Source organism: Paenibacillus amylolyticus, from assembly GCF_050990605.1.
In the GTDB taxonomy this organism is placed as follows: domain Bacteria; phylum Bacillota; class Bacilli; order Paenibacillales; family Paenibacillaceae; genus Paenibacillus; species Paenibacillus amylolyticus_H.
The window spans coordinates 1139642-1163012 of the sequence record NZ_CP158832.1 but is presented as its reverse complement, the minus strand read 5'-3'; the positions used below and the strand labels follow the sequence as shown (position 1 = coordinate 1163012).

Annotated in this window: 16 protein-coding genes; 8 read left to right on the top strand and 8 right to left on the bottom strand. The window is 48.9% G+C overall.

Going from position 1 to position 23371, the window contains the following annotated elements; genetic code table 11:
* Window positions 1-308: 308 nt before the first annotated feature.
* Window positions 309-1742, top strand: coding sequence for an aspartate ammonia-lyase (locus ABTV53_RS05195; RefSeq protein WP_433751408.1), 1434 nt, complete (start codon window positions 309-311; stop codon window positions 1740-1742).
* Between the two features lie 120 nt (window positions 1743-1862).
* On the opposite strand, the gene rpoN is transcribed toward ABTV53_RS05195, so the two are convergent.
* Both rpoN and pruA read right to left on the bottom strand, forming a co-directional pair.
* The gene (gene rpoN, locus ABTV53_RS05190) at window positions 1863-3167 is read right to left on the bottom strand and encodes an RNA polymerase factor sigma-54 (RefSeq protein WP_433751407.1); all 1305 of its coding nucleotides are present in this window, start codon (window positions 3165-3167) and stop codon (window positions 1863-1865) included.
* Between the two features lie 86 nt (window positions 3168-3253).
* The gene (pruA, locus tag ABTV53_RS05185; RefSeq protein ID WP_433751406.1) at window positions 3254-4801 is read right to left on the bottom strand and encodes an L-glutamate gamma-semialdehyde dehydrogenase; all 1548 of its coding nucleotides are present in this window, start codon (window positions 4799-4801) and stop codon (window positions 3254-3256) included.
* Window positions 4802-5093: 292 nt separating this feature from the next.
* On the opposite strand from pruA, the gene ABTV53_RS05180 reads away from it, so the two are divergent.
* Window positions 5094-6017, top strand: coding sequence for a proline dehydrogenase family protein (locus ABTV53_RS05180; protein ID WP_433751404.1), 924 nt, complete (start codon window positions 5094-5096; stop codon window positions 6015-6017).
* A 417-nt stretch (window positions 6018-6434) separates the two neighbouring features.
* Window positions 6435-8282, top strand: coding sequence for a sigma-54 interaction domain-containing protein (locus ABTV53_RS05175; protein ID WP_433751403.1), 1848 nt, complete (start codon window positions 6435-6437; stop codon window positions 8280-8282).
* 47 nt (window positions 8283-8329) lie between these two features.
* Here ABTV53_RS05175 and ABTV53_RS05170 read toward each other — a convergent pair whose 3' ends face one another.
* On the bottom strand, window positions 8330-10399 hold the full coding sequence (locus ABTV53_RS05170) for a hypothetical protein (RefSeq protein WP_433751402.1): 2070 nt from the start codon (window positions 10397-10399) through the stop codon (window positions 8330-8332).
* Window positions 10400-10714: 315 nt separating this feature from the next.
* Here ABTV53_RS05170 and ABTV53_RS05165 point away from each other — a divergent pair, with 315 nt between their 5' ends.
* Entirely contained in the window at window positions 10715-11005 is a 291-nt protein-coding gene (locus ABTV53_RS05165; RefSeq protein WP_433751400.1) for a hypothetical protein, read from the top strand.
* Window positions 11006-11064: 59 nt separating this feature from the next.
* On the opposite strand, the gene ABTV53_RS05160 is transcribed toward ABTV53_RS05165, so the two are convergent.
* The gene (locus tag ABTV53_RS05160) at window positions 11065-12735 is read right to left on the bottom strand and encodes a PucR family transcriptional regulator (protein WP_433751399.1); all 1671 of its coding nucleotides are present in this window, start codon (window positions 12733-12735) and stop codon (window positions 11065-11067) included.
* Window positions 12736-12924: 189 nt separating this feature from the next.
* Here ABTV53_RS05160 and ald point away from each other — a divergent pair, with 189 nt between their 5' ends.
* On the top strand, window positions 12925-14058 hold the full coding sequence (gene ald / locus ABTV53_RS05155) for an alanine dehydrogenase (RefSeq protein ID WP_433751397.1): 1134 nt from the start codon (window positions 12925-12927) through the stop codon (window positions 14056-14058).
* A 168-nt stretch (window positions 14059-14226) separates the two neighbouring features.
* Here ald and ABTV53_RS05150 read toward each other — a convergent pair whose 3' ends face one another.
* Entirely contained in the window at window positions 14227-15144 is a 918-nt protein-coding gene (locus tag ABTV53_RS05150) for a PD-(D/E)XK nuclease family protein (RefSeq protein WP_433751395.1), read from the bottom strand.
* 358 nt (window positions 15145-15502) lie between these two features.
* On the opposite strand from ABTV53_RS05150, the gene ABTV53_RS05145 reads away from it, so the two are divergent.
* Complete coding sequence (locus ABTV53_RS05145) at window positions 15503-16186, top strand: serine/threonine protein kinase (protein WP_433751393.1); 684 nt, start codon at window positions 15503-15505, stop codon at window positions 16184-16186.
* 303 nt (window positions 16187-16489) lie between these two features.
* Here the strand turns inward: ABTV53_RS05145 and ABTV53_RS05140 are convergent, their stop codons facing one another.
* Window positions 16490-17386 carry an AraC family transcriptional regulator gene (locus ABTV53_RS05140; RefSeq protein WP_433751391.1) on the bottom strand — a complete coding sequence of 299 codons (897 nt, stop codon included), beginning with the start codon at window positions 17384-17386 and terminating at the stop codon, window positions 16490-16492.
* A 129-nt stretch (window positions 17387-17515) separates the two neighbouring features.
* On the opposite strand from ABTV53_RS05140, the gene ABTV53_RS05135 reads away from it, so the two are divergent.
* Both ABTV53_RS05135 and ABTV53_RS05130 read left to right on the top strand, forming a co-directional pair.
* Window positions 17516-18403: a sugar phosphate isomerase/epimerase family protein gene (locus tag ABTV53_RS05135; RefSeq protein ID WP_433751389.1), complete on the top strand. Its 888-nt coding sequence runs from the start codon at window positions 17516-17518 to the stop codon at window positions 18401-18403.
* A gap of 78 nt (window positions 18404-18481) precedes the next feature.
* On the top strand, window positions 18482-19537 hold the full coding sequence (locus ABTV53_RS05130) for a Gfo/Idh/MocA family protein (RefSeq protein ID WP_421887649.1): 1056 nt from the start codon (window positions 18482-18484) through the stop codon (window positions 19535-19537).
* Window positions 19538-19633: 96 nt separating this feature from the next.
* Here the strand turns inward: ABTV53_RS05130 and ltrA are convergent, their stop codons facing one another.
* Window positions 19634-21034, bottom strand: a complete 1401-nt coding sequence (ltrA, locus tag ABTV53_RS05125; protein ID WP_433751387.1) for a group II intron reverse transcriptase/maturase — start codon at window positions 21032-21034, stop codon at window positions 19634-19636.
* Window positions 21035-21745: 711 nt separating this feature from the next.
* Complete coding sequence (locus tag ABTV53_RS05120) at window positions 21746-23065, bottom strand: glycoside hydrolase family 125 protein (RefSeq protein ID WP_433751386.1); 1320 nt, start codon at window positions 23063-23065, stop codon at window positions 21746-21748.
* Window positions 23066-23371 lie beyond the last annotated feature (306 nt).

Sequence of the window (23371 nt, the reverse complement as noted above, 5' to 3'; positions counted from 1 at the left end):
CTATTTTACCAATCAAGTACCAAATTTCATGTGATATACATCACTGAAAACGTTCTATCCGCCCATAGTTACCGTTCATGCATGACTTCTCTACCATAAAGCGCATAATGTATAAGACAAGCTAGGACACCCCTCCCTTTCTTATAAATTGAATAATATTCCATTTAATATCCCTAATTTTATTTATTATCGGCACAAGAGGCCAAATGATTTAGATTGGCATCCATTTTGCTTAAATGATATACTGAGTGCGCTTCAGCAACGCTGGAGCTGAACTATTTTTAATGATGCCACTGGAGGCGAACGAGATGTCTACTATGTCCACACGGACGGAGAAAGATTTTATCGGTGAAAAAGAAATCCCTGCTTATGCCTATTACGGCATTCAGACGGTGCGGGCCGTGGAGAACTTCCCGATTACCGGCGTTCCGGTACACCGGGAGCTGATCACGGCTCTGGCTGCGGTGAAAAAAGCAGCGGCAATTACGAATATGGAACTGAAAATGCTACCAAGCAAGATTGGCGATGTGATTGTCATGGCAGCTGAAGAAATGATGAAAGGCCATCATCTGGATCATTTTATTGTAGACTCCATTCAGGGCGGTGCAGGCACCTCCATGAATATGAATATGAACGAAATTTTGGCCAACCGCGGGCTGGAACTGTTAACCAAAAGCAAGGGAGACTACTTCCATTGCAATCCGAATAATCATGTGAACATGTCCCAGTCAACCAATGACGTGGTACCTACAGCACTGCGTATTGCGGCATACCAACTGTCGGAGACATTACTCGCTACCATGAGAAGACTACAGGATGCGTTCCGTAAAAAAGAAGTGGAATTCAACGATGTGGTCAAGGTTGGCCGTACTCATCTTCAGGATGCCGTGCCTATTCGCCTTGGACAAGAATTTGGAGCTTATGCCCGTGTAATCGGACGGGATATCGAGCGTCTTGAATTCGCCAATCGCCGCTTGCTTACCATTAACATGGGTGCAACCGCGGTAGGTACTGGACTTAATGCCAAACCCGAATATATCGTCAAGGTTACGGAGCACCTGTCTGATGTTACCGGATTCCCCCTACAAACCGCTGAGGATCTCGTGGATGCAACGCAGAACACGGATGCCTATCTGGAACTTTCAGCCGCGCTGAAGGTATGTGCGGTCAGCCTGTCCAAAATCTGTAATGACATTCGCATGATGGCTTCAGGTCCGCGTGCAGGATTCAATGAATTGCGTCTGCCACCGCGTCAGCCAGGTTCGTCCATTATGCCGGGCAAAGTCAACCCCGTTATGGCGGAAGTCATTAACCAGGTATCCTTCCAGGTAATGGGGAACGACCATACGATCTGTATGGCTTGTGAAGCTGGTCAATTCGAGCTGAATGTCATGGGCCCAGTTATTGCATTCAACTTGCTGCAATCCCTGAAAATCATGAATAATGGCATCGATGTCTTCACACGTTATGCCGTAGAAGAGATGGAAGCCAACCGCGAACGCTGTGAAATGATCATGAACCAAAGTTTCAGTGTGGTTACGGCGTTGAACCCGCACTTAGGTTATAATGTGGCAGCTTCCATCGTGAAGGAAGCGCTCAAGACTGGACTTTCCTTGCAAGAGATTATTTTGGAACGCGGACTGCTGACACCGGAAGAACTGGAAGAGATTCTTCATCCGGAGCAGATGACCACACCAGGCATTGCCGGAGAACACTTCCTGAGAAATATGGAACGCTTGTAGAAACTCAGGCAATCTAATACAGCAACCTAAACACCAATATGTAACAAGAACCCCCGCAGACCGTTCATCCGGTTGGCGGGGGTTCTTGTATTCAGAGATGATAAGAAGTCAGCTATTCGATTAAGCCCACCGTTTACGCTCAAGGGACGGCAGAATCTGAAGTTCCTCCCTGTACTTGGCAACCGTTCTGCGGGAGATGACAATCCCCTCCTCGGCGAGTAGTGTAGTCAAATGACTATCAGAGTATGGACGCTGAGTCTGTTCCGTGCGAATGATTTCTTTTAATCTGCGTTTCACCGCTGATGCTGCTGTTTTATCCCCTGACGTTGTACTGATTCCCGAGGCAAAAAAAGCCCTGAGTTCATATACACCATATGGAGTCTCAATGTATTTACCGTTCACCGCACGACTTACCGTTGATTCATGCATGCCAATCTTCTCTGCAATAATAGCCAGATTAAGCGGTTTAAGCGCGGACGGTCCTTTGACCAAAAAGTCCTTCTGTTCTTCCATCACGGCCGCCAGCACACGCACTAAAGTCCTGCGCCGCAATTGTATACTCCGAATAATAGCCCTCGCCTCTGCCACACGGGTAGACCAGATTGCGTCCGGAGCCTCTTCCCTAATCCAGCGGAAGCATGCTTCATGCATGGATACACGAGGGTTACCTGCTGTATGCAGACTATAATGGACCTCACCATTACGCAACCCGACAATGGCATCCGGAATAATGTAATGTGGCCGTTCTGTACATCCGATGGATCGACAGGGCTTGGGATCCAAACGTGTAATATAGTCATAGGCAATCTGAGCTTCCTGTGAAGTCATACCCAATCTACGTCCTGTTCTACCTGGGTGAAAAGGAACTAGTGCCTCCAACCCGGCTTCCACCATACGTTCAGCGTACTGAACAGCCAATGGATCGCGTCTGATCTGGAGCAACAGACATTCTTGCAGATTTCGCGCCCCTACACCAGCAGGGTCCAGTGATTGGAGAAGCTCGAGTCCCGCTGCAATCTTGCTCACCGGAAGCTCAAGTGTTGCTTGCACCTCTGCCAGTTCAACCGTCAGATAACCATGATCATTGACGCAACCTGCCAAATATACTGCGATATTTTCCAATTCGTCTGGAATTGTCATCACTCGAATTTGCGCAATCAGCAATTGTTCCAGTGTAGCTTCGGCACCCTTGGCCTGAAGCAGCGGATCGTAGGAATCATATCTGCGCTGATCCATTCGCCGCGGAATCCGGGCGAGGGGCGTAACTTGTTCTTCCAGTTCAAGTACTGGATTTTCCTCCGCCGCATCCAGCAAGTAACGAGTCAGATCCTGACCAGACAAGGTTAGCAAATGAAAGGATTGTTTCATCTCCGGCGTGATGGACAGCCGAATACGTTGTTCCTGTACCAACTGAACACCTAACATCCGTTTCCCTCCTTATGCGTTGCTGGGATAATAGCACACTATTCAAGCGATTGTAAGCACTCTTTAGCTGAATTATAATAATCCTTCTAGTATTTCTCCGATACCAGCTTCGCTTGTGTAAAGAGCAGCAGATAGTCTCTGCCCCCTGCCTTGGAATCCGTGCCTGACATGTTAAATCCGCCAAATGGATGTGTGCCTACCAGTGCTCCGGTACATTTCCGGTTGAAATACAGATTACCCGCGAAGTACTCGCGTCTTGCCTGTTCCAGATGTTCACGATTACGTGAGATCACCGCGCCCGTCAGGCCATAATCCGTATTATTGGCAATATCCAGTGCATCCTGGAAGGATTCTGCTTTGATGAATGCAAGCACAGGTCCAAAAATCTCATCTTGAGCAATCCGGGCTTTGGGGTCCACATCGGCAATGATGGTTGGTTCAATGAAATAACCTTCAACGTTCCCTGTACCGCCACCATGCACAAGACGCCCCTCACCCTTGCCGATCTCAATATATTCCGTGATCTTTGCATATGCCTTGTCATCGATAACGGGCCCGACTTGACTGCCTACTTCAAGCGGACTGCCCATCGTCAGCTTCTGTGTCCGTTCAATCACCTTTTGCAATACTTCATCATATACATCCTTATGAATAATGGCACGGGAACACGCTGAACATTTCTGTCCCGAGAAACCAAATGCCGAAGCGGTAATGGACTCTGCCGCGAGTTCCAGATCACTGTCACTGTCTACGACGATGGAATCTTTACCACCCATCTCTGCAATAACCCGTTTGATCCACTTCTGACCTGGAGCTGTACGTGCTGCACGTTCATTAATTCGCAGGCCTACATCCCTGGAACCAGTGAAACTGATAAACCGGGTAAGGGCATGATCCACCAGATAATCGCCCACTTCACTGCCTGGTCCTGGTAAAAAGTTCACCACGCCATCCGGCAGGCCAACTTCTGCGAGCAGTTCCATAAACTTTGCGGCAATCACCGGAGTTGTGCTGGCGGGCTTTAATACTACCGTGTTGCCGGATACCAGTGCAGCCGAAGTCATACCTGCCATAATGGCCAGCGGAAAGTTCCAAGGTGGAATGACAACACCCACGCCCAGTGGGATATAACTCAGTTCATTATCTTCCCCTGCAATCCGTACCAGAGGTTGCGGTTCACTCAGTCGCTGCATATCCCGTGCATAGAATTCCATAAAATCAATGGCTTCCGCTGTATCCGCATCGGCTTCAGGCCAAGTCTTGCCGGCTTCATAGACCATCCATGCGGAGAATTCATGCTTGCGACGGCGCATGATGGCAGCGGCTTTGTATAGATAACGAGCCCGTTCATTCGGATCAGTATGTTTCCATGTGTGGAATGTCTCCGCCGCCGTCTGAATGGCCTTTTCGGCCAGTTCCTGATCTGCCTGGTGGATCGTTCCAACAATCTGATTCTTGGCTGCGGGGTTCACGGACGTTAACGTGCGGCTGCTTGTTATTTTTTGCCCACCAATAATAATCGGGTATTCCTGCCCAAGTTCAGCTTCAACCTGACGAAGTGCGTCTTCAAATGCTTCCTGGTTCGCCTGGACTGCAAAGGGTGTGAATGGTTCGTTAACAAAAGGGATATTCATGAATGATTCCTCCTTCAGGATGTGGGATTCGCTGGCTGCTCGCCTGAATTATTTTGCATAGTACTCATCACCAAATATATGTAGCAAAATCCGTGCCAACTCCGGTTGGAACTGAAATATTTTTCTTGTTAAATTTAACTAAAATTAATTCACACTGCCCACTCCGATGACAGAACAACCTTCCAAGTTCAATTTAAATAGATAATTTCCATGAAAAATAGTAGAGCCTCGCCAAATCTGGCACGCTTCTTGCTTCTATTAAGGATGTACAACGCTGAAGGAGGAAACGAAAATGAGTGTGGGAACGGAAATATATCGCAAAACCTTATTGACCGTGGCAGGCAACAAAGCCGTAGAGAACCTGTCCATCAAATATGGCAAGAAGCTTGCAGGCAAGTTTATTGCAGGAAACACTTTGGAAGAAGCGCTCGAAGAGATCCGCATACTCAATAATAAAGGCATCATGGCAACGCTTGATCATCTGGGCGAAGGCATCACTCGCCTGAGCGAAGCGGCATTATACAGGGATGAGTATGTACGACTGGTAGAAGGCATTGCACGTGAGAAAGCAGACTCCAACGTCTCGCTGAAACCAACCCAGATGGGCCTCGCACTTGACCCCGAAGAGGGTTATCGAAATATCCGTACCGTTGCCGCACAAGCCAAATTGCATGATCTATTTGTCCGAATTGATATGGAGGATAGCCCGTTTACTCAAGCGACGCTGGATATTGTCCGAAGACTGCACTCGGAAGGACTGCATAATACAGGCACCGTATTGCAAGCCTACCTGCATCGCACCGAAGAAGATACACGCGATATGATTCGGGAAGGCATTCGGCTTCGGCTGGTGAAAGGGGCATATAAAGAACCCGGATCAGTCGCCTATCAGAATGCTGCTGAAGTCATTCATCAATTCAAAACGATGATTCGCAATCACCTCGATCAGGGTGTATACACTGCGGTTGCCTCGCATGATGATCACATCATTAACTGGACGAAACAATACGCCAAAGACCGTGGAATATCGCCGGATGCCTTTGAATTTCAGATGTTATATGGTCTACGCATGAGTGAACAGGAACGTCTCGCCAAAGAGGGTTATCGCATTCGCTGTTACGTACCTTATGGCACCATGTGGTATCCATACTATACCCGCCGTTTGGCCGAAAAACCGGCTAATCTCTGGATGGTCGTTAAGAACATGTTTAGATGATTGAACTCATCATATTTTGTTTAAAAGTACTCCCCCCAACTCAGAAAGGTTTTCTCTATAACCATGCTGTCCTGTTTTTTTTGGAAAGCATGGTTATTTGAGCTACAGGTTTTTTTGAAGATATACGACTGTATTCTCCTTCCTTAACATGCTACAAATTGATATGTCTAAAAAATAAGAAACTCCAAATTGAAATGTCCAATATAATAGACACAGTCGTGCTTCTTCAGGTCCTTAAATAACCTACGCTTCCTTTTCCCCTCGGTTTTTGCTCCATTAGACAGGAACTTTTACGTTAAACTAAACTAAACACATGATGTCAAAAAATATATACACACCTTCATCCGAACGTTATAATATACATAATTTCACATTATTCATTTTGCCTAAGTATATGTTGCAACCGAGGTGATGCTGATGAGACATTTACTACCTGAGCTGAATGCTTTGTTACGAACCGATATGTGTATTCTAGATGAAGCCCTGTATGACGAACATCCATTTCAGTCTATACCGTCAGAACTCCATATAGGTGCTGACAAACCTGTCTTTATGCGCTGTAATACAGAATACACCTGGTTGTACAGTCAACCCAATAGAACAGTACCATACGGCCGTCTTCCTGTGCCTGTCGTCTCTGCTTTGATCGAACTTGCGGACGTGATCCCCTTATTTGCTACGAGCCCTCTTTTATTAATAAAGAATGATCAAGGCGAATATGAGGGATATATCTCCGTATCCGATGTAATGCATGCCCTGATGCAGGCGCATCGCCTAATAGAAGCTTATTTTGAGACCACACTGGAGACAGCGGGGTCAGCTCTGACATTAATTAATGAAGACGCCAAGGTGGCCTACTGGACAACTGGTGCGGAGCATGTTTTTTCGATCAGCAAAAAAGACATCATCGGACAACCCGCAGCGGACTTTTTTCCCCCAGATCGGCTCCAGTCTCTCAAGACGTTGTATACCGGCGAAACGGTCTATCGCAAACAGCACCAGCCCCGGCCCGACCTGTTCGCCCTGATTAATGCTCGTCCAGTCCAACTGGATGGACATATTGTGGGTGCAGTAGCTGCTGAAGTGGATATTACAACGGAGATTCGATTGCATCAGGAACTCTTACATATGACTTCCAAAGTCCAGCATCTGGAGAAAGCCGTTGCTCGGCTAAGGCCCGAATCAGATCCGTTTGCCAGAATCAAGGGCAGCAGCACGGTCATCAAGCAATGCCTGGAGACCATCCGCAAGATCAGTACCACCTCAGCAACCGTACTTATTCTGGGAGAGAGCGGCACAGGCAAGGAGTTATTCGCCAAAGCCATTCATGATCTTCGTGAATTGCAGACTGCACCGTTTATCGCTATTAACTGTGGGGCCATCCCTGCTTCATTGTTTGAAAGTGAATTATTCGGCTATGAGAAAGGCGCGTTCTCCGGCGCGGATCCCAAAGGCAAAAAAGGCAAGATTGAGCTTGCCGAAGGGGGTACTCTTTTTCTGGATGAGATCGGTGAGATGCCATTGGAATTGCAAGTGAAGCTGCTTCGGGTGTTGCAGGAGAAAAGTTACTTTCCTGTGGGGGGAACGCGTATGAAACAGGCCGACTGCCGGATTATCGCTGCAACCAACCAGAACCTGCTTAGCATGATTACCCGCAACCAATTCCGGGAAGATCTCTACTACCGGCTGAATGTCATTAACCTTGTCATCCCTCCTTTGCGCATGCGCAAGGAAGATATATATGAATTAACCCAGACGTTCCTGCAAGAGTTCTCATTGCTGTATAACCGTCACATTGAGTTGGTTCCACCTGAAGTGTTCAAGTTACTGTTCCAATATGATTGGCCAGGCAATGTACGTGAATTACGAAATGTGATCGAACGTCTGACCATTCTGACCACAGATGGGGAGGTCAAGTCGGAATACCTGCCTGATACCCTCACTTCCATCGACCTGCAAGAACAGCCTGAAGTGCAGTTGACATCGGGAATTCATTTACATTCCAACAGCGAACACGAGGAACGCGAATATTCAACGGATACGGAACAAAAACCTCGAACTGCTGCGAATGTGCGGGATTCGGATATTTCGGATGATACCACACTTGTCACCAATGATACCTACCAGCAAAAAATGGACACCTATGAAGCGCAACTTCTAATTCAATATCTGAAAGCAGCAGGTGGCAACAAACGAACACTCGCCAAGCAACTAGGCATCTCCAGAGCAACACTCTATAATCGCATGAAGAGGCTCGGTCTATGACCAGCCTCTTCTTGTCGTTATGATCGGTATGATGAATGAATAGAACCCTACAAAATACGCGCCAAGCGAGTCAATGCTGTTCTGAGATGGCGATAGAACGTCGCCCGACTCATGGAACACATCTGGGCTGCGGCAGTTGGGTTGCCAGCATGCGTCCAGTAGGCCGCGTGTAATAGCATCTGATCCTGCGGGGACAGTCCATGCACTCTGCCTTCCAACAAATCCATGACATACAGCTGTAATTGGACACCGTCCCTTACTCCTGTAACTCTGCCAGCGTATTCCTGCAATTCTCCAGGAGATCGAAGATATCCCAACATCTTGCGAACATCCTGTTCAGTCCAGACTACGTCATCTGCTTCCGTTGTTTCCGGCTGTATCCGATTCTCTGTTGCTTCCGGATCAAGCAGAGACATGACCCACTCTCCGAATTGTCCACTACGCAAATCCAAATCAAGTACGTCCGCCTGGTCTTCATATCTGTCACAGACACGAGTGCGGGTTCTTCGCATCCGGAATCCAATACTTTGCAAAAATAGTTTCAGGTGAGGGTTCGTTGCAACGAGCATGGCTCGCGCACCATCACCCAGCAGAGACAACCGGTCCAGTGCCATGTATCCTACCAGTTCTTCTCGTGTATAACCAGGCACATCATCTCTTGCCGCCGCCAGCAAAGCAAAGTGCGTATCACTCTGATCCGGATCACTCTCAAGCTCCTGTGCTGTGAAGCATTCCTGCATCTCATTCGGAAAATATTTCAGCAGCAGCTCACTACTATCCCTATGTACAAGTACTGTGATAAACATGGCGATTGTCTCGCCGAGCTTGTCACGCATCAATACGATCCCTTCGGGATAACGATGTGCCAGTTCATCCAGGAAGGGGCCATAGGATACGGCCTGCCATGGTTCCACACTGTATTCGCACCATTGCTGTAAAAGGCTGTGCAGAACAGGCAGATCCTCGCTTCTCATTGTTTCAAGAGGTGAGAACAAGGAATCACGGGACACGTCCGCATACTTGCGATGTTGAAGCATGGATTCCTGACAGAGCAGCAGCATCTTCCGGGCGATCTGGCGACGCACATGTGGCCCCGCCTGCTCATGCAGCGGTCTCAGCAACTTCACGATCTTGATACGCATGGTCTGCAACCGATGTGGCTCACGCTGGCGAAAATCTCGTAGTAGATGTACTCTGGCCATATCATGCAGGGCAAGACCATCCGGGCCGGAACGGATAAACGACATCTGTCTTAGCATATGGTACTCTTCTTTTGTCACGGTCATGTCGAGTACGGATGATAACAACTCCTGATTGGCTGTCTCAAGCAGTGTTAGCACCTCCACCATGGGATGCAAACGGGGATTTGTAAGTTCCAATAATAATCGGGCACTGATCATATGGGACAGCTCAGCCCATTCGTATTGGGGAAGATTCCGCCTCTGGTATGCCGCTTCTACAGCAAGGGCCAGACCGAGTGGATGTCCATCGGTCATTCTCGTAATGCTACCTGCCATGCCCTGATTCAGAGACCCCGCCACCGTGATATATTCCGTAATCTCATCGACTGTAAAATGTTCAAGCTTCATCTGTACCAACCGCTGATGCAATCGGGGATGTGTCCGCCAGGCAGAGGCTAGTTCCGGGCGTGAGGCAAGAATGACCAGTATCCCTCTTAACGGAAGTTTGGATACGAAGGCTTCCATGAACCAACTTTCGAGTAAAGCGAGTTCTTCATAATTATCCACTGCCAGGACTAATCGCTTCTCGATTGATGTGTCTTTCAGCAGACTCAAAGGTCGCGGGTACCCTTCACTGTCCAATGTTTCCAGCCCCAATGTCGAGGACAAATAATCCATAAAAACGGAAGGTGTTCCGCCGCATGATCGACCATCCATCCATATTGCCGTCGCACCTCGATCCCGAGAGACAGATAACATCTCTGAAAGCAAGGAAGATTTACCAATACCTCCCATACCCGTAATTGCGAATATGGTCAATGGGGCTTCTGGATGATTGAACCACCGCTCCAGTGTCGTCAGTTCCTTGGTTCGACCAACGAAACGTTTGCCATCCTCAACATATTTGTCGTATTGAGCCTCACTACTGTTTCCCATATATGTCCTCCGCACTAGATACTGGTACTTTTAATATACTTTATTTCCTCAGAAAATTGAGACTATATTGAGACGCACAATTGCATGTGAAGTGATAGAATCTTGTTAAAAGCCAATTTATAGAAAATATTCAAAACAGCGGACATAGAAACGTTTAACAAGGTATATAGACGCCTCCCCGCTTCTTCTTAACTTAATGAATCATTCCGCCGATCAAGCACAGCCAACATGCATATGAGTATGTACTGATCTCGAATTCATGCTTCCCTTTCATACCCTACTACCAGCCCGATATTCCAGGAAAGGCGGATTTGTGTGAGAATAAACCTCGATATCTGTAATCTGAGCGGACAACTTGGAATCAATCCCAAACGACTTAATGAATGGCTGCACCAAAGTGGCATTTCAATGGCGGCCAATGAAGCAGAACCGGAAGGACGCCCTGACCGGTCTTCACCCCCGTATCGGCTGGCTGCTCCTTCTTCATTATCATTGGCACCATCCTCCGGTCAAACGAAGCTTTATCGGGGCCGACGCTCCACTCCCACTCTGCAACGCCTGCCTGCTTCATTACAACATACCCGGCGGATTAGTAAAAACTGCTAGACTGTGCTTAAGGTCTTGTAAGATCGATGCACAGTCTGTCTTGCATTCCTTTCACCTCATCAAGAGGATTGCCACTGTCCATTCTCAATCATCGCGTGCGCGAGCAGCGCCATCTCCAGACAGATTCGTCTCCCTTGATCCATGTAATCCGGCCCCATCAGTTCTTCCAGCTTCTCCAGTCTGTTATACAACGTTTGCCGATGAATAAATAGCTGGGCAGCTGCATCCCGTTTGGAACCAAAATTCTGCAGGTAGGCATCCAACGTCTCTACCAATCGCAGGTGATGCGTTTGGTCATGTTCAATCAACATACCCAGGTGATCCTGGACAAAGGGTTGCAGGAAGGATTGGGGTAACGCTTTTAACATTTGATATATACCCATACGTTCGTAAAAGTGAACATGTTCCATCCGATCTACCGATCTCGAAACTTCGATCACCTGATAGGCCTCCTGAAGGCTCTCCGGCAGGCTGGTCAGACGACTGCGTAACTTGCCAAACCCGACATGAATTATAACCTGCTTCAAGTTACGACTGGCAAACCGTTTTACATCCAAGGCGATCCCTTCCAGCAATCGTTGCAGTTGATGCCGCGCAGCCGCCGATACCGCTTCCTTCGCACAGCACAGATATACCTGGTTGTTCTTCAGCATAATCAGACTGGGCAGACTGTTCTTCTTAAGCAGGGAACGAAGCAGGACAAGAACATCCTGATGATTCGCTTCCATCCGCTCCCGGCCTGTGCCTTTCAATCGATGCTCAATCTCGATGACCCCTCCTGCAAACCAGTACTGCCCCTTCACCAGCAAACGAAGGCCCATTCGGGTCTGAGCCTGTTCCTCCTGATGGATGTTACCATTCATCAGATCCTGGATCAGTTCATTCTGATTACGGACCGTCTTCTCTTCAAGAAACTGGGAACGAAGCGTGAGTGCTGCCGCCGCCTTCGCTGTATAGTCGAGCAACAGCTTGAGATATTCCACTGGGGCCGCGGGATGAACAATCATGCCTACAGCAGAAAATACCTGGCCGAAACAGACGACCGGATGGCACAGCAGAACTTTCTCTTCATCCATATGGAACCATAATTCGGTATCTGAATCATTCAAATCCAGATGTTCCACCTCTTGCTCATACCAGGTATATATGGCCTGTTCCATCTCCGGAGCCAATTCAGGTACAAAGCTGCCCGGTTCCATCGACGAAATGTACACCACCGGTTTTGCAGCGTACTCATGCAGCAGGTTCAGCACAGCAGACATATCCGTACTCTGTAATGTTCGTTGCTGAAGCTGACGGGAGTAAGCCTCCAGACTTTTCAGCAGCTGGTGCTGATGATTAATGAGCAGAGAGTGAATATCCTGTGTGATCTCTACAAAACGGACCGGTTGCTCAAATACGATCAGCGGAAACTGATGTCTGTCCGCCAGTTCAATCAGTTCTTCCGGGATTCCGTATATGCTGGTACCAAACTCCACACACAACCCCGCTGCTTCACTGCCGATGAGCTGAAGCAGATACTCTTCGCGCCCTTCTTCCGATTGAAGCCACAGTCCAGTGGATAAAATAAGATCATGGGGGCTTACGAATGGAGATACATTTGTAATCTCGAGCACATGAACCCAGCCAACCTGACGGTTCACTCCATCCTTCCCTGCCGCTAGTCGTGCTCGGCCAAATACCGGACGTGCAAGGATATCTTTGATCGTAAACACGCGGTCATTTTGCAATGGCGATCCCTCTTCGTGTTATTTTTTCTTACATTATAATCCATGGACAAATGTCCTGAACAGTCTTTTTCAACAATATGTTGAGTTTAATTTCTAAATATTAGACATCAAGTAAGGTGCAAAACGATTATCCAAGTCATAAACTTGTAGTATAAGCTAACAACCAATAAATGGACGAGGTGCATGGTGATGAGAATCGGAATTCCCAAAGAAATCAAAAACAATGAGAATCGTGTAGCAATGACTCCGGCCGGGGCTGCTGATTTCATCAGAGCCGGTCACCAGGTGATGATTGAACAAGGAGCGGGCATCGGCAGCGGATTCACGGATCATGAATATCAAGCTGCGGGCGCAGAGATTCAAATGGATGCCAAGTCAGTATGGAACGAGGCCGATATGATCATCAAAGTGAAAGAACCGCTTGCCAGTGAATATGGATATTTTCGTCCGGGGCTGATTCTGTTCACCTACCTGCACCTCGCAGCGGAACCCGAGCTTGCAAAAGCGCTTATTGCAAGCCGGGTAACGGCCATTGCGTATGAGACGCTGGAGGTCAACAGTTCTCTCCCCCTGCTAACACCTATGAGTGAAGTTGCAGGCCGCATGGCCTCCCAGATTGGAGCACAGTTATTGGAGAAGACGGAAGGTGGCAAGGGCATTCTGTTGTCAGGTGTACCCGGCGTTAGTCGGGGGAAAGTGGTCATTATTGGCGGCGGTACGGTGGGAACAAATGCTGCCAAAATTGCCATTGGCCTCGGAGCGGATGTAACTATCCTCGATCTGAATCTGAATCGTCTGCGCCAGTTGGATGATATCTTTGGCAATCAGATCCACACGCTGGTATCCAGCCCCTCCAACATTGCAACAGCTGTTGCGGCGGCAGATCTGTTGATCTGTGCGGTGCTGATTCCGGGCGCCAAGGCGCCAACACTTGTCAGCGAGCAGGTGGTGAAGACGATGGCACCGGGTTCGGTCATTGTGGATGTGGCGATTGATCAGGGCGGGATCGTTGAGACCATTGATCATATCACAACCCACGATGAACCGACCTACGTGAAACATGGGGTTGTGCATTACGCGGTGGCGAACATGCCGGGCGCTGTGCCGCGTACGTCCACGGTGGCACTGACCAACGCCACCATGCCTTATGCGCTGCAGCTGGCCAACCACGGTGCAGCCGCCGCGATTCGCGGCAGTTCGTCCATTCGCAGCGCGGTCAATGCGCTGAATGGACACATCACGTATGAGGCGGTTGCCCGGGATCTCGGGCATGCCTATGTTCCTGCGGGTCAGGCGCTGGAGAATACCGCCGCCGTCCAGTAATCTTGATATGATCGTTCCACCCCGGCGCCTTGTCGCCTGGCCTGTGGAACGCAATAGAAGCGCAAGTCGGGCGGTTGATGTGCCCGGCTTGCGCTTCTTGATTTTTTTCACATAAGAAATAGCTCGTTAGTTGGTATAAGGCCTTTAGATTCCTCCGGTTATGGCACTTCAGACCGCCCGTTCACTGCACACTTCGCGGAAGTTGCAATCCCGGCAGGACCGGTGCGAAGGCATTGCCGTAAAGTAGGTAACGTCCTTGGGACGGTTATAATACTCATCCTCCACGCAGGATCGCATCTCCTCAATGTAACGGCCCACGTTCTCTTCCACCTTCCGGATATCCTCTTCTGTGGCTGTAAACTCTCGATGTTTCCCGGTTAACAGGTACTCCACTCGCAGCTCAATCTGTTCCAGGGGAACCCGGTAGTGCTCTCTTACATAGGATGCGTACAGCATTAGCTGATCGGAGAAGTCATCCTCCTTGCCGGTCTTCCAGTCCACTATGACAATATTGCCGTTACTGCGCCGATACAATAAGTCCATCTTCACATACACGCGTGTATCGTGCAGCATCATCGTATCCCATTTCTCGATCTCCAGAATGTCCGTACTTGCCCGGGACAAGTCCTCCCACGTAAGCGTCTGGTACAGGTTATTGACACAGGCCGAAGCCCGCTCCTTAATCGTGGCGATCCGGTCATTCAATGTGTCATCCCCGTAATAAATCTCAGACAACATCGTGCGATTTTTGGGGTTCAGCCGCCACTGATCCACATCCATCGACTCCACATACGCCTGATTCAGCAGCTTGCGTATCGTCTGTTCCAGAAAGGGTTCACGCGGTTTGTCCTTGCCCTCTTCCCTGCTGCGTACCGCCGACTCACACATTCGATGCGCGAGGTCTCCGAAGACAAGATACAGATTGCTAAGTTGTTTCAGACGGTACAGACGTACCTGCATCTCATCAGCCGAGTCTGTCTTCCAGCCGTTGTGGGCACCGTAATAATGATAATAATATTTGCGCAGGCACTCATCGAACATACTCGCCCGCGACTGCGAATAAGACCATTGCGGGTATTGTGCCATAAGATTTTCTGCCTTTCTGTATGCCGGATCTGCATGAGATCCCTTAATGCTCACAGTATAAAGCCCGGGCAACATTGCCGCAAGCGCGCTTCCGTTATTTTCTTCTGACGCAACCGTTTCCGCTTCAATCCGTATCGTTTATATAGTAACATCACCAAAAGATGAAATTGCGGAGCAGAACGCTTAATATACTCCATAGAGGGCAGCGATTCCGGGATGTTAGTGCGGGTCTTACAGGTCCAGCGCTGGCCAGGCGCTAACAATCACATACACGAACGCGAAATAAGACTTACTCCGTTCGTTAGAAAATGATTATATGAAAAATTGTACAGGCATATCCTAAAAGGAGGCACCACCCATGAATCGACCGGATTGGTTCCAGGCGGAAGAAGCATTACAAGAGATCCAAGTCATCGGAAGCGACCGGAATGAGCTGGTGAACATCATCGGCGATGCAGAAGGATTGAATTGCATTGGCACAGGTACGGATGCGGCTGTATTTACGTATGATGGCTTGCCGCAGTATGCCTTTAAGATGTACTCGGATCATGCCCTGGACAAACTCGAAAATGAAAAACAGGTATACGAACAGCTCAAAGGTCTGCCATACTTTCCTACCTATTACGGCAGCGGCCGGAATGTTCTTGTGATCAGTTTTGAACCAGGGGATACGCTGCTGGAATGTTTGGAAAAAGGAATCCCCGTCCCCGAGCAAGTGATGCTCGATGTGGACGCAGCACGAGAAGCCGTTCGCAGCCGCGGGTTGAACCCTCGCGACATTCATCTGAAAAATGTCATTCTTCAGAACGGACGTGGGAAAGTAATTGACGTATCCGAATACATTCAGGACGGCAATGACAATCGCTGGGAGCATCTCGTCTGGGCCTATCACAACATCTATCCGCGAATCAAAGGAACGCCCATATCTCCGCGCATGCTGCAGACGATCAAATGGGGATACAATCAGTTCGATCATGCCAACGTCAAAATGGACGACCTCGCCAAGAAAGCCAATCGTCTGTTCTCCAGATTTATGAAATGAACACGTTGTACACAGTAGAGGATTGTCTTGTTGTTTTTATTGAAACCAAACCGCCCGGATAATAGCCTTGAAATGGCCTTTATCCGGGTGGTTTTTTTGTGAAGGTGCGCATCCGTATGCGTATGTGTGTGTGTATGTGTATGTGTGTGCGTATGCGTATGTGTGTGTGTATGTGTGTGCTGACTGTTATGGTAGTCACTGCTGTGCGCTCTGCTTCTGCTTACTTTTGTGATTGCGAGTTGCACATGTCTACAACCTTCGTTATGGACATTTTATTCGAGGCTGCTGCCAAACTGACCGTGCTCAACCTTCTTTTCTCCCCCGCCCCTGCGAAGGGGTCATGCCCTTGTACTGTTTGTATAACTTCGTAAAATAGTTGGCGTTGTCGCAGCCTACTCTGGCGGCGATCTCCGTAATGGTCAGACTGCTGCCTTGCAACAGTTGTTCGGCCTCACTCATCCTGCACCCGTTCACGTATTCCACAAAGGTACGTCCGGTCAGCTTTTTGAACATTTTGCAGAAGTGATACGCATTCAGTCCCACATGACTTGCTGCTTCCGTAACAGACATCTTGCCTGTAGGGTCCGCTTCAATCTGCGCAATTAATTGCTTGAAGCGTTCGCGGTTTGGAAAATACGATCCCACCGATCGATCCGGCAGCTGCTGCGGCATAAAGGTTCGCGCAAGCAGGGTGAATAAGGCATGCAGCTTGGACTTCACCACGAGCTGATAAGCCGGGGGCTGTAACGCCATTTCCTCTACGGCTTCATTCAACAAAGAATAATAGCCTGTGCAAGCTGTGTTTTCCTCTGCCGGTTTGACCGGAAACCTCACCCTTCCTTCCAGATACGGCGCAACATATTGCTCATGCACAGGATCATGGGTGAAGTCATGAAACAAGGCACGGTTCACCACAACGGAATCATAATGCACATCCCCCTCATCCAGAGCATATCCAACATGTAATGTGCCTCCGGGAATGATGATGACCTCACCTGCTTGAACTACATAAGGTTTGCTATCAATATGAAACAGCGCACTGCCCTTGCGCATGACAATCAGTTCAAAATGTTCATGCCAATGCAAATACAGAATGCATTCTTCCACTTTCATATCTGAACATCGATTTTGGAACAGCTGAAATGGATGTGATTTATGGTCAATTCGGGTATTTTCGTGAAGCGCTTTCAGATCCAGCACGACTTCTTCCCCCTCTTCACAAGATCCGACTATTATTACACAAGATTGTGTAGAGCCATCCCGTTAATCCACGGCTATAATGAGTGTGTCACGAAGTACTATAAGCCAATATTGGAGTGAAATTCAACCATGAATAAATCATTACGCATCGGTACTCTTGTAGGCGGGCAGGACGCCGTCCGCGTTATCCCGCAGATCATGCAACACGGCTTCGAATCATTTAACCTGACCTTCTGGCAAACAACTGGCGATCTGGATCTGACTGAGACGGCCAAACGTGTCCGTGAAATCGTGGACGAACAAGGCATTGTCATCTCCGCGGTGAGCGTATTTGGTAACCCGCTCACGGGAGCTGGGGACAACGCCGATACACTGGCAAGCTGGGAACGAGTGATTGACCACGCACAGCTCTTCGGTGCAGATATCGTCTCCGGATTCACTGGACGATTGACCGATCAACCCATTGACGAGTCCATCCCCCGGTTCAAGAAAGTATTTGGTGAACTGGCACGCCGGGCAGCAGACCGGGGTGTACGCATTGCTTTTGAAAACTGTGATATGGGAGGCACCTGGCAGACAGGCGACTGGAACATTGCCCATAACCCGACGGCTTGGGAGATGATGTTTGATGCGGTTCCGGATGAAAATGTTGGGCTGGAATGGGAGCCTTGCCATCAAATGTCCAGCCTGATCGATCCTATTCCACAGCTACGCAAATGGGCTCACAAAGTGTTCCACGTCCATGGCAAAGATGCCACGATTGCCTGGGATATTGTCAAGGAATACGGCGTACACGGTCCACGGGAATTTGTCTGGCACCGCACACCCGGCTTCGGGGATAACAACTGGGCAGACATTATCACTATTCTGCGTCAGAACGGTTATCAGGGCACGATTGATATCGAAGGCTGGCATGATCCCGTCTACAAAGACGAACTCGAAATGACCGGACAGGTACATGCATTACGGTATTTGAAACAATGCCGTGGTGGCGATTTTGTGCCCAATCCGGTTTAGGAAACCTCATGATTTGAAGACTCCGAGGAAGAAACCATTTCAGCTGTATAACACAATCCATGCGAAGGAGATGAGAACATGAGTCATCCTTATCGGGTAATTATCGCTGGCTGCGGTGCCATGGCGAACACATGGGCCGAATACGCCTTGCAAAGACCGGATACGGAAATCGTCGGGCTAGTTGATCTGTATGAGCAGACTGCTACTGCTTTCGCTACAAGACATGACCTCACCTGCCCTACGTTTACCGATATCCGTGAGGCCATTCAAGCGACTGGTGCGAATATCGTATTCGATGTCACAATTCCGGCGAGCCATTATGGCATTGCCATGACAGCGCTGAAGGAAGGATGTCACGTTTTTGGCGAAAAACCCCTTGCGGAGTCCTTCTCCGACTGCACGGATATTGTGCAAACCGCTCGTAGCACGGGACGTATTCAAGCCGTGATGCAGAATCGCCGGTTCGATCCGCGGATCCGTGCCTACCAGCACCTCATTTCCGGTGGAGCTATAGGGCAGGTAGGTTACGCAGGGGCAGACTTTTTCCTCGGGCCACACTTCGGTGGATTCCGGGATCTGATGGATAGCCCGCTGCTGCTCGATATGGCAATACATACGTTTGATCAGGCACGATATATTCTCGGAGCCAACCCAGTATCGGTGTACTGCCATGAGTTCAATCCTCCAGGTTCCTGGTATCAGGGCAATGCGATGGCGTTATGTATATTTGAGATGTCTGACGGGTCCGTATTCAACTATCGCGGATCCTGGTGCGCAGAAGGTGTACCCACATCATGGGAAGCAAGCTGGCGCGTAATCGGTGAAAAAGGAACCGCCATCTGGGATGGTCATGATGACATCTATGCTGAGGTGGTTGCTGCGCAAAGCCTGGATGCCGACGGCAAACCATCCTTTTTCCAGCCAAGTGAGCGGATTGAAGCGGAACTGCCAATCATGGAGAAAACAGGACACCACGGCTGCCTGGAAGACATGTTCGCTGCACTGGAATCCGGCCGACTGCCTGAGACCGATTGCAGCGATAACCAGTTCAGCATGGCTATGGTCCTCGCATCCTTAGAAAGCGCACGCACAGGCCAGAAAGTATTCATCGCCGATTTGCTAAAAAACACATAGCGAAGCGCCTGTGTTTTTCAATCGAGTAGGAGGCTACCCATTAGTTGAGTAGCCGACCTCTCACACCACCGTACGTACCGTTCGGTATACGGCGGTTCAACCGCTTGCGTGCACTTGTCGAAGACGCTCGTACTGGGCAGGGAAGTTATAATACCTTGCCTGTGCGAGCCTTTCGTTTGTTACAGAGCGATTCAGCACTGCACTTCCGGCGATTCGCCAGTAGCCCAGCCTGGTATTCCCCCATTGGTAGGCCTGCCACTCCGGTATCCCCAGCTTTCGCAGGTTCTGCACCTTTGTTCGAGGCTTTTTCCACTGTTTCCAGATATACATCCGCATTCGTCTTCGCAGCCATTCATTCCAGCCTTGCAGAATTCGCTTCATATCCGCTATATAGAAATAGCCGATCCATCCCCGAATGTAGACTTTTACGTTCTCCATGACCTGCCGTGCGCTCTTGCCTTGGCTTCGATTCGTTAGCTCCTTTAGCTTCCGCTTTGCCTTGGCCAGGGATTCGCGGTGTGCACGGATGTACACCCCCTTCCCGTTCTTGCCAAGCGCATATCCGAGAAATTTGAAGTGCTTCTGCGCCACGACGCTGACCACCTTGCTTTTCTGCGTGTTCATTTGGAGCTTGAGCTTTTCTTCCAGATACGTCCGGCTGGATGCCAGCAGTCGTAGGGCGGCTCTTCTGCTTTTCGCGAGGACAACGATGTCATCGGCATAGCGAATGACTCTCACGCCTCGACCTTCCATCTCCTGATCAAATTCGTTCAGGTAGATATTCGCTAAGAGCGGGGATAGCGGTCCACCCTGTGGGGATCCTTCTTCCACCCTCCGGCGTATGCCATTCTCCATAACGCCGCTTTTCAGGTACTTCTTGATCAGATCGATGACACTTTTGTCCTGAATTCGCTTTCGCAGTAAGTTCAAAAGAAGCTCGTGGTTCAACGTATCGAAGTATCTCGACAGGTCGATTTCGACTGCATGTCTGTAGCCCTTCTCCGCATAGGCTTTGACTTTTCCAATGGCTTGTTGCGCGCTTCGCCCAGGCCGGTAGCCGTAGCTTCCGTCCGAGAAGAGCGGCTCGAACAACGGTTGCAGTTGCTGTGCGATCGCTTGTTGAATCACCCGATCCACGACCGTCGGGATGCCCAGCTTTCGTACGCCACTTCCATCTGGTTTAGGGATTTCCTTGCGCCGCACCGGGCTTGGCTTGTAGCTGCCTTCCCGAATGCTTTGCAGGAGTTCCTCTCTGTTTTCGCGCAACCACGGCAACGCCATCTCCACGGTCATTCCGTCGATTCCCGGCGCACCATGGTTGCGTTTGACCTGTTTATACGCCCGGTTCAGATTGTCTCTGTTCAGGATGCGTTCCATCAGGCCTTTTGCACCGTCTCTTTCTCTACTTTCCCGAGTTTCGATACTCCGCGCTCCGGCATACCCTTCGCGTTCCACGCCATCTCTTTGCCGGTAGCCCTTTCGGTATTCTGCTTTCATCGCATCGACTCTCCTTTCAGTCTGTACTCAAGACTTACGATTGTTCAGTCCTTCCCGAAAAAAAAAAAACTTCCGGTACTATGACTTCTGCTGACTTCTCACCACAAGCTTTACTCCGTCTTTCGGATTTTTTTTTTTTCCTACTTCACGTCAGTGAGACCTCCCCGGGTAAGAGCGATAACTTTCCCCTCATCCATCTGCCACATCTACATGATGAGATTTCGGGCAGTATTGGACTTCGCTTTGTAATGCAAGCTCATCCATCTCATCATGCCTTGTATGTGATTTCTGTTCGTCAGACCGAGGGTTTGCCTCCGGCTTCCTTCAGATTCGGCCTCACGACCGACACCCTTGCCCTTGGCTAACAGTTCCTACTGCCAAGCCTGTAGCGGACTTTCACCGCCTAGTTATCGCCCATGCCGGGCGCACATTAATAAAGCCCAAACTGCAAAGTTCAGCAGTTTGGGCTTTCCTGATTTTTTTACCTACTCCCCTTTCCTATACAAGGTACAAAAAAAGTTTCTGATGAAACGCGACGTAGTGCAGGGAACGAAATCGATTCTGAAGAAGCAACGCGGTCGCCTTTATCACCGGATTTCGACTTTACAAAAGTCGATCAGGAAATCCGGGGATAACAGCGATCGAAAGAACGATTCGTAACCGAAACGGCCGCTTTACGAGCAGTAAGAACTCTTTTTTTAAATGTACCATTTATAGAATTCCTTTTTTCATTGCCTTGTACACCAACTGCGAGAACAGGCTGTTGGACCAGGCGAACCATGGTCTGGTGAACGTGTTGGGATCATCGGCGTGGAAGCCTTCATGCATATATCCAGTACCTGCATCTGTGTTCTCCAGTAATCCAATCATGGCCAGCATTTCCTCGTCATTGTCTGCGGTTAAGCCCTGCATGGATAACGCCATGTGCCAGATGTATCCCGGAGGGGTGTGGGGGCTACCTATTCCTTTGGCTACCTTCCCTTCATAATAAAACGGATTTTCCTTGCTCAAAATGAATCGCCGTGTGTTCTGATACACCCTGTCTTCAATCGAAGCATACTCCATATACGGGATGGACATCAGTCCAGGCGTGCCCGCATCATCCATCAGACAAAAGTTGCCGTAACCGTCCGTTTCATAGGCATAGATCTGCCCGTACTCTGGATGACGGTAAGTACCGTACAAGGAAATCCCATGTCGTATTTCTTCTTCCAATCGAGCCATCCGGCTTACCAGTTGTTCATCCCGGAACACCCACTTCGCGATCTCCCCCATCTGCTGCAAGGTTACCGCAGCGAACATATTCGCCGGAATATTATAATGAAAATCACAGGCATCATCACTCGGACGGAATCCGGACCAGATCATTCCCGTATAATTCACGGGCATACCCAATCCTTCATTTCGCAGCGTATCATGGGCTGGACAATTACGACGCATGAACCGGTAAGGTGATTGCTCTGTGTGATGCTGTTCTGTCTCCCATAGTTGTACGATATTCTCCATCACTTTCTTGAATCGCTCATCGAATATGTCCGTAAGTTCCGTCTCCCGCCAATAGGTATAAGCCAGCTTCATGGAGAAACATAGAGAATCCAGCTCAAACTTCCGTTCCCATACCCACGGTGACATCTCCGTCTCATCATTGGCATCCCAATGCCATCCATTCGCCGTTTCATTGAATGCGTTGGCATAGATGTCCATATCAGCGTAGAACGTATGACGTTTGATCAGGCCTCCAATGATACGTTGCAACTTCTCGTCATCCTTCGCAAGTGGAACATAGTGCATGACCTGCTCTACGGAATCCCTTAACCACATGGCGGGAATATCTCCTGTAATCACAAAGGTTGTTCCATCATCGAGCAGCTTTGTAGTCGTTTCCAGCGTATTGGGAAAACAATTGCGAAATTGAGCCAGCAACCTCGGTCGATGTTGCAAACGCTCGTCCGCTTCAGTCAGAATATCCTGCACAGCTTGCGGTAATTCCAGATGCGGCATAGGGATTTTTGGTAATCTGAACTGTTCCATGGATGTTGTCTCCTTTGAATTGAGGTTTTATGTATAATTTGATAAAAGATTATTTACACTGGCACTACGATGACAGAGCAACTTTCCAATCGCTGTTATCCCCAGATTCTTTCGATCCCCTTTCTCAAGGGGAAATCTGGTGATAAAGGCGCACGCTTCGCTTTGTCAATTTTTTTCTGTCCTCTCCGTTATCGTGTAAATGATTAGTTCAACATATATAGATTGGTTTAGATTGACTATATGACCCCAACTCTATTGTTATTTTTGTTATGATAAATTATAATAACAGTATTATTTGTAAGTGTA

Excerpts from the sequence above, each read along its gene's own strand:
- ABTV53_RS05195 (WP_433751408.1), top strand. The coding sequence starts at position 309 with ATGTCTACTATGTCCACACGGACGGAGAAAGATTTTATCGGTGAAAAA.
- rpoN (WP_433751407.1), bottom strand. The coding sequence starts at position 3,167 with ATGTTAGGTGTTCAGTTGGTACAGGAACAACGTATTCGGCTGTCCATC.
- pruA (WP_433751406.1), bottom strand. The coding sequence starts at position 4,801 with ATGAATATCCCTTTTGTTAACGAACCATTCACACCCTTTGCAGTCCAG.
- ABTV53_RS05180 (WP_433751404.1), top strand. The coding sequence starts at position 5,094 with ATGAGTGTGGGAACGGAAATATATCGCAAAACCTTATTGACCGTGGCA.
- ABTV53_RS05175 (WP_433751403.1), top strand. The coding sequence starts at position 6,435 with ATGAGACATTTACTACCTGAGCTGAATGCTTTGTTACGAACCGATATG.
- ABTV53_RS05170 (WP_433751402.1), bottom strand. The coding sequence starts at position 10,399 with ATGGGAAACAGTAGTGAGGCTCAATACGACAAATATGTTGAGGATGGC.
- ald (WP_433751397.1), top strand. The coding sequence starts at position 12,925 with ATGAGAATCGGAATTCCCAAAGAAATCAAAAACAATGAGAATCGTGTA.
- ABTV53_RS05150 (WP_433751395.1), bottom strand. The coding sequence starts at position 15,144 with ATGGCACAATACCCGCAATGGTCTTATTCGCAGTCGCGGGCGAGTATG.
- ABTV53_RS05145 (WP_433751393.1), top strand. The coding sequence starts at position 15,503 with ATGAATCGACCGGATTGGTTCCAGGCGGAAGAAGCATTACAAGAGATC.
- ABTV53_RS05135 (WP_433751389.1), top strand. The coding sequence starts at position 17,516 with ATGAATAAATCATTACGCATCGGTACTCTTGTAGGCGGGCAGGACGCC.
- ABTV53_RS05130 (WP_421887649.1), top strand. The coding sequence starts at position 18,482 with ATGAGTCATCCTTATCGGGTAATTATCGCTGGCTGCGGTGCCATGGCG.
- ltrA (WP_433751387.1), bottom strand. The coding sequence starts at position 21,034 with ATGAAAGCAGAATACCGAAAGGGCTACCGGCAAAGAGATGGCGTGGAA.
- ABTV53_RS05120 (WP_433751386.1), bottom strand. The coding sequence starts at position 23,065 with ATGGAACAGTTCAGATTACCAAAAATCCCTATGCCGCATCTGGAATTA.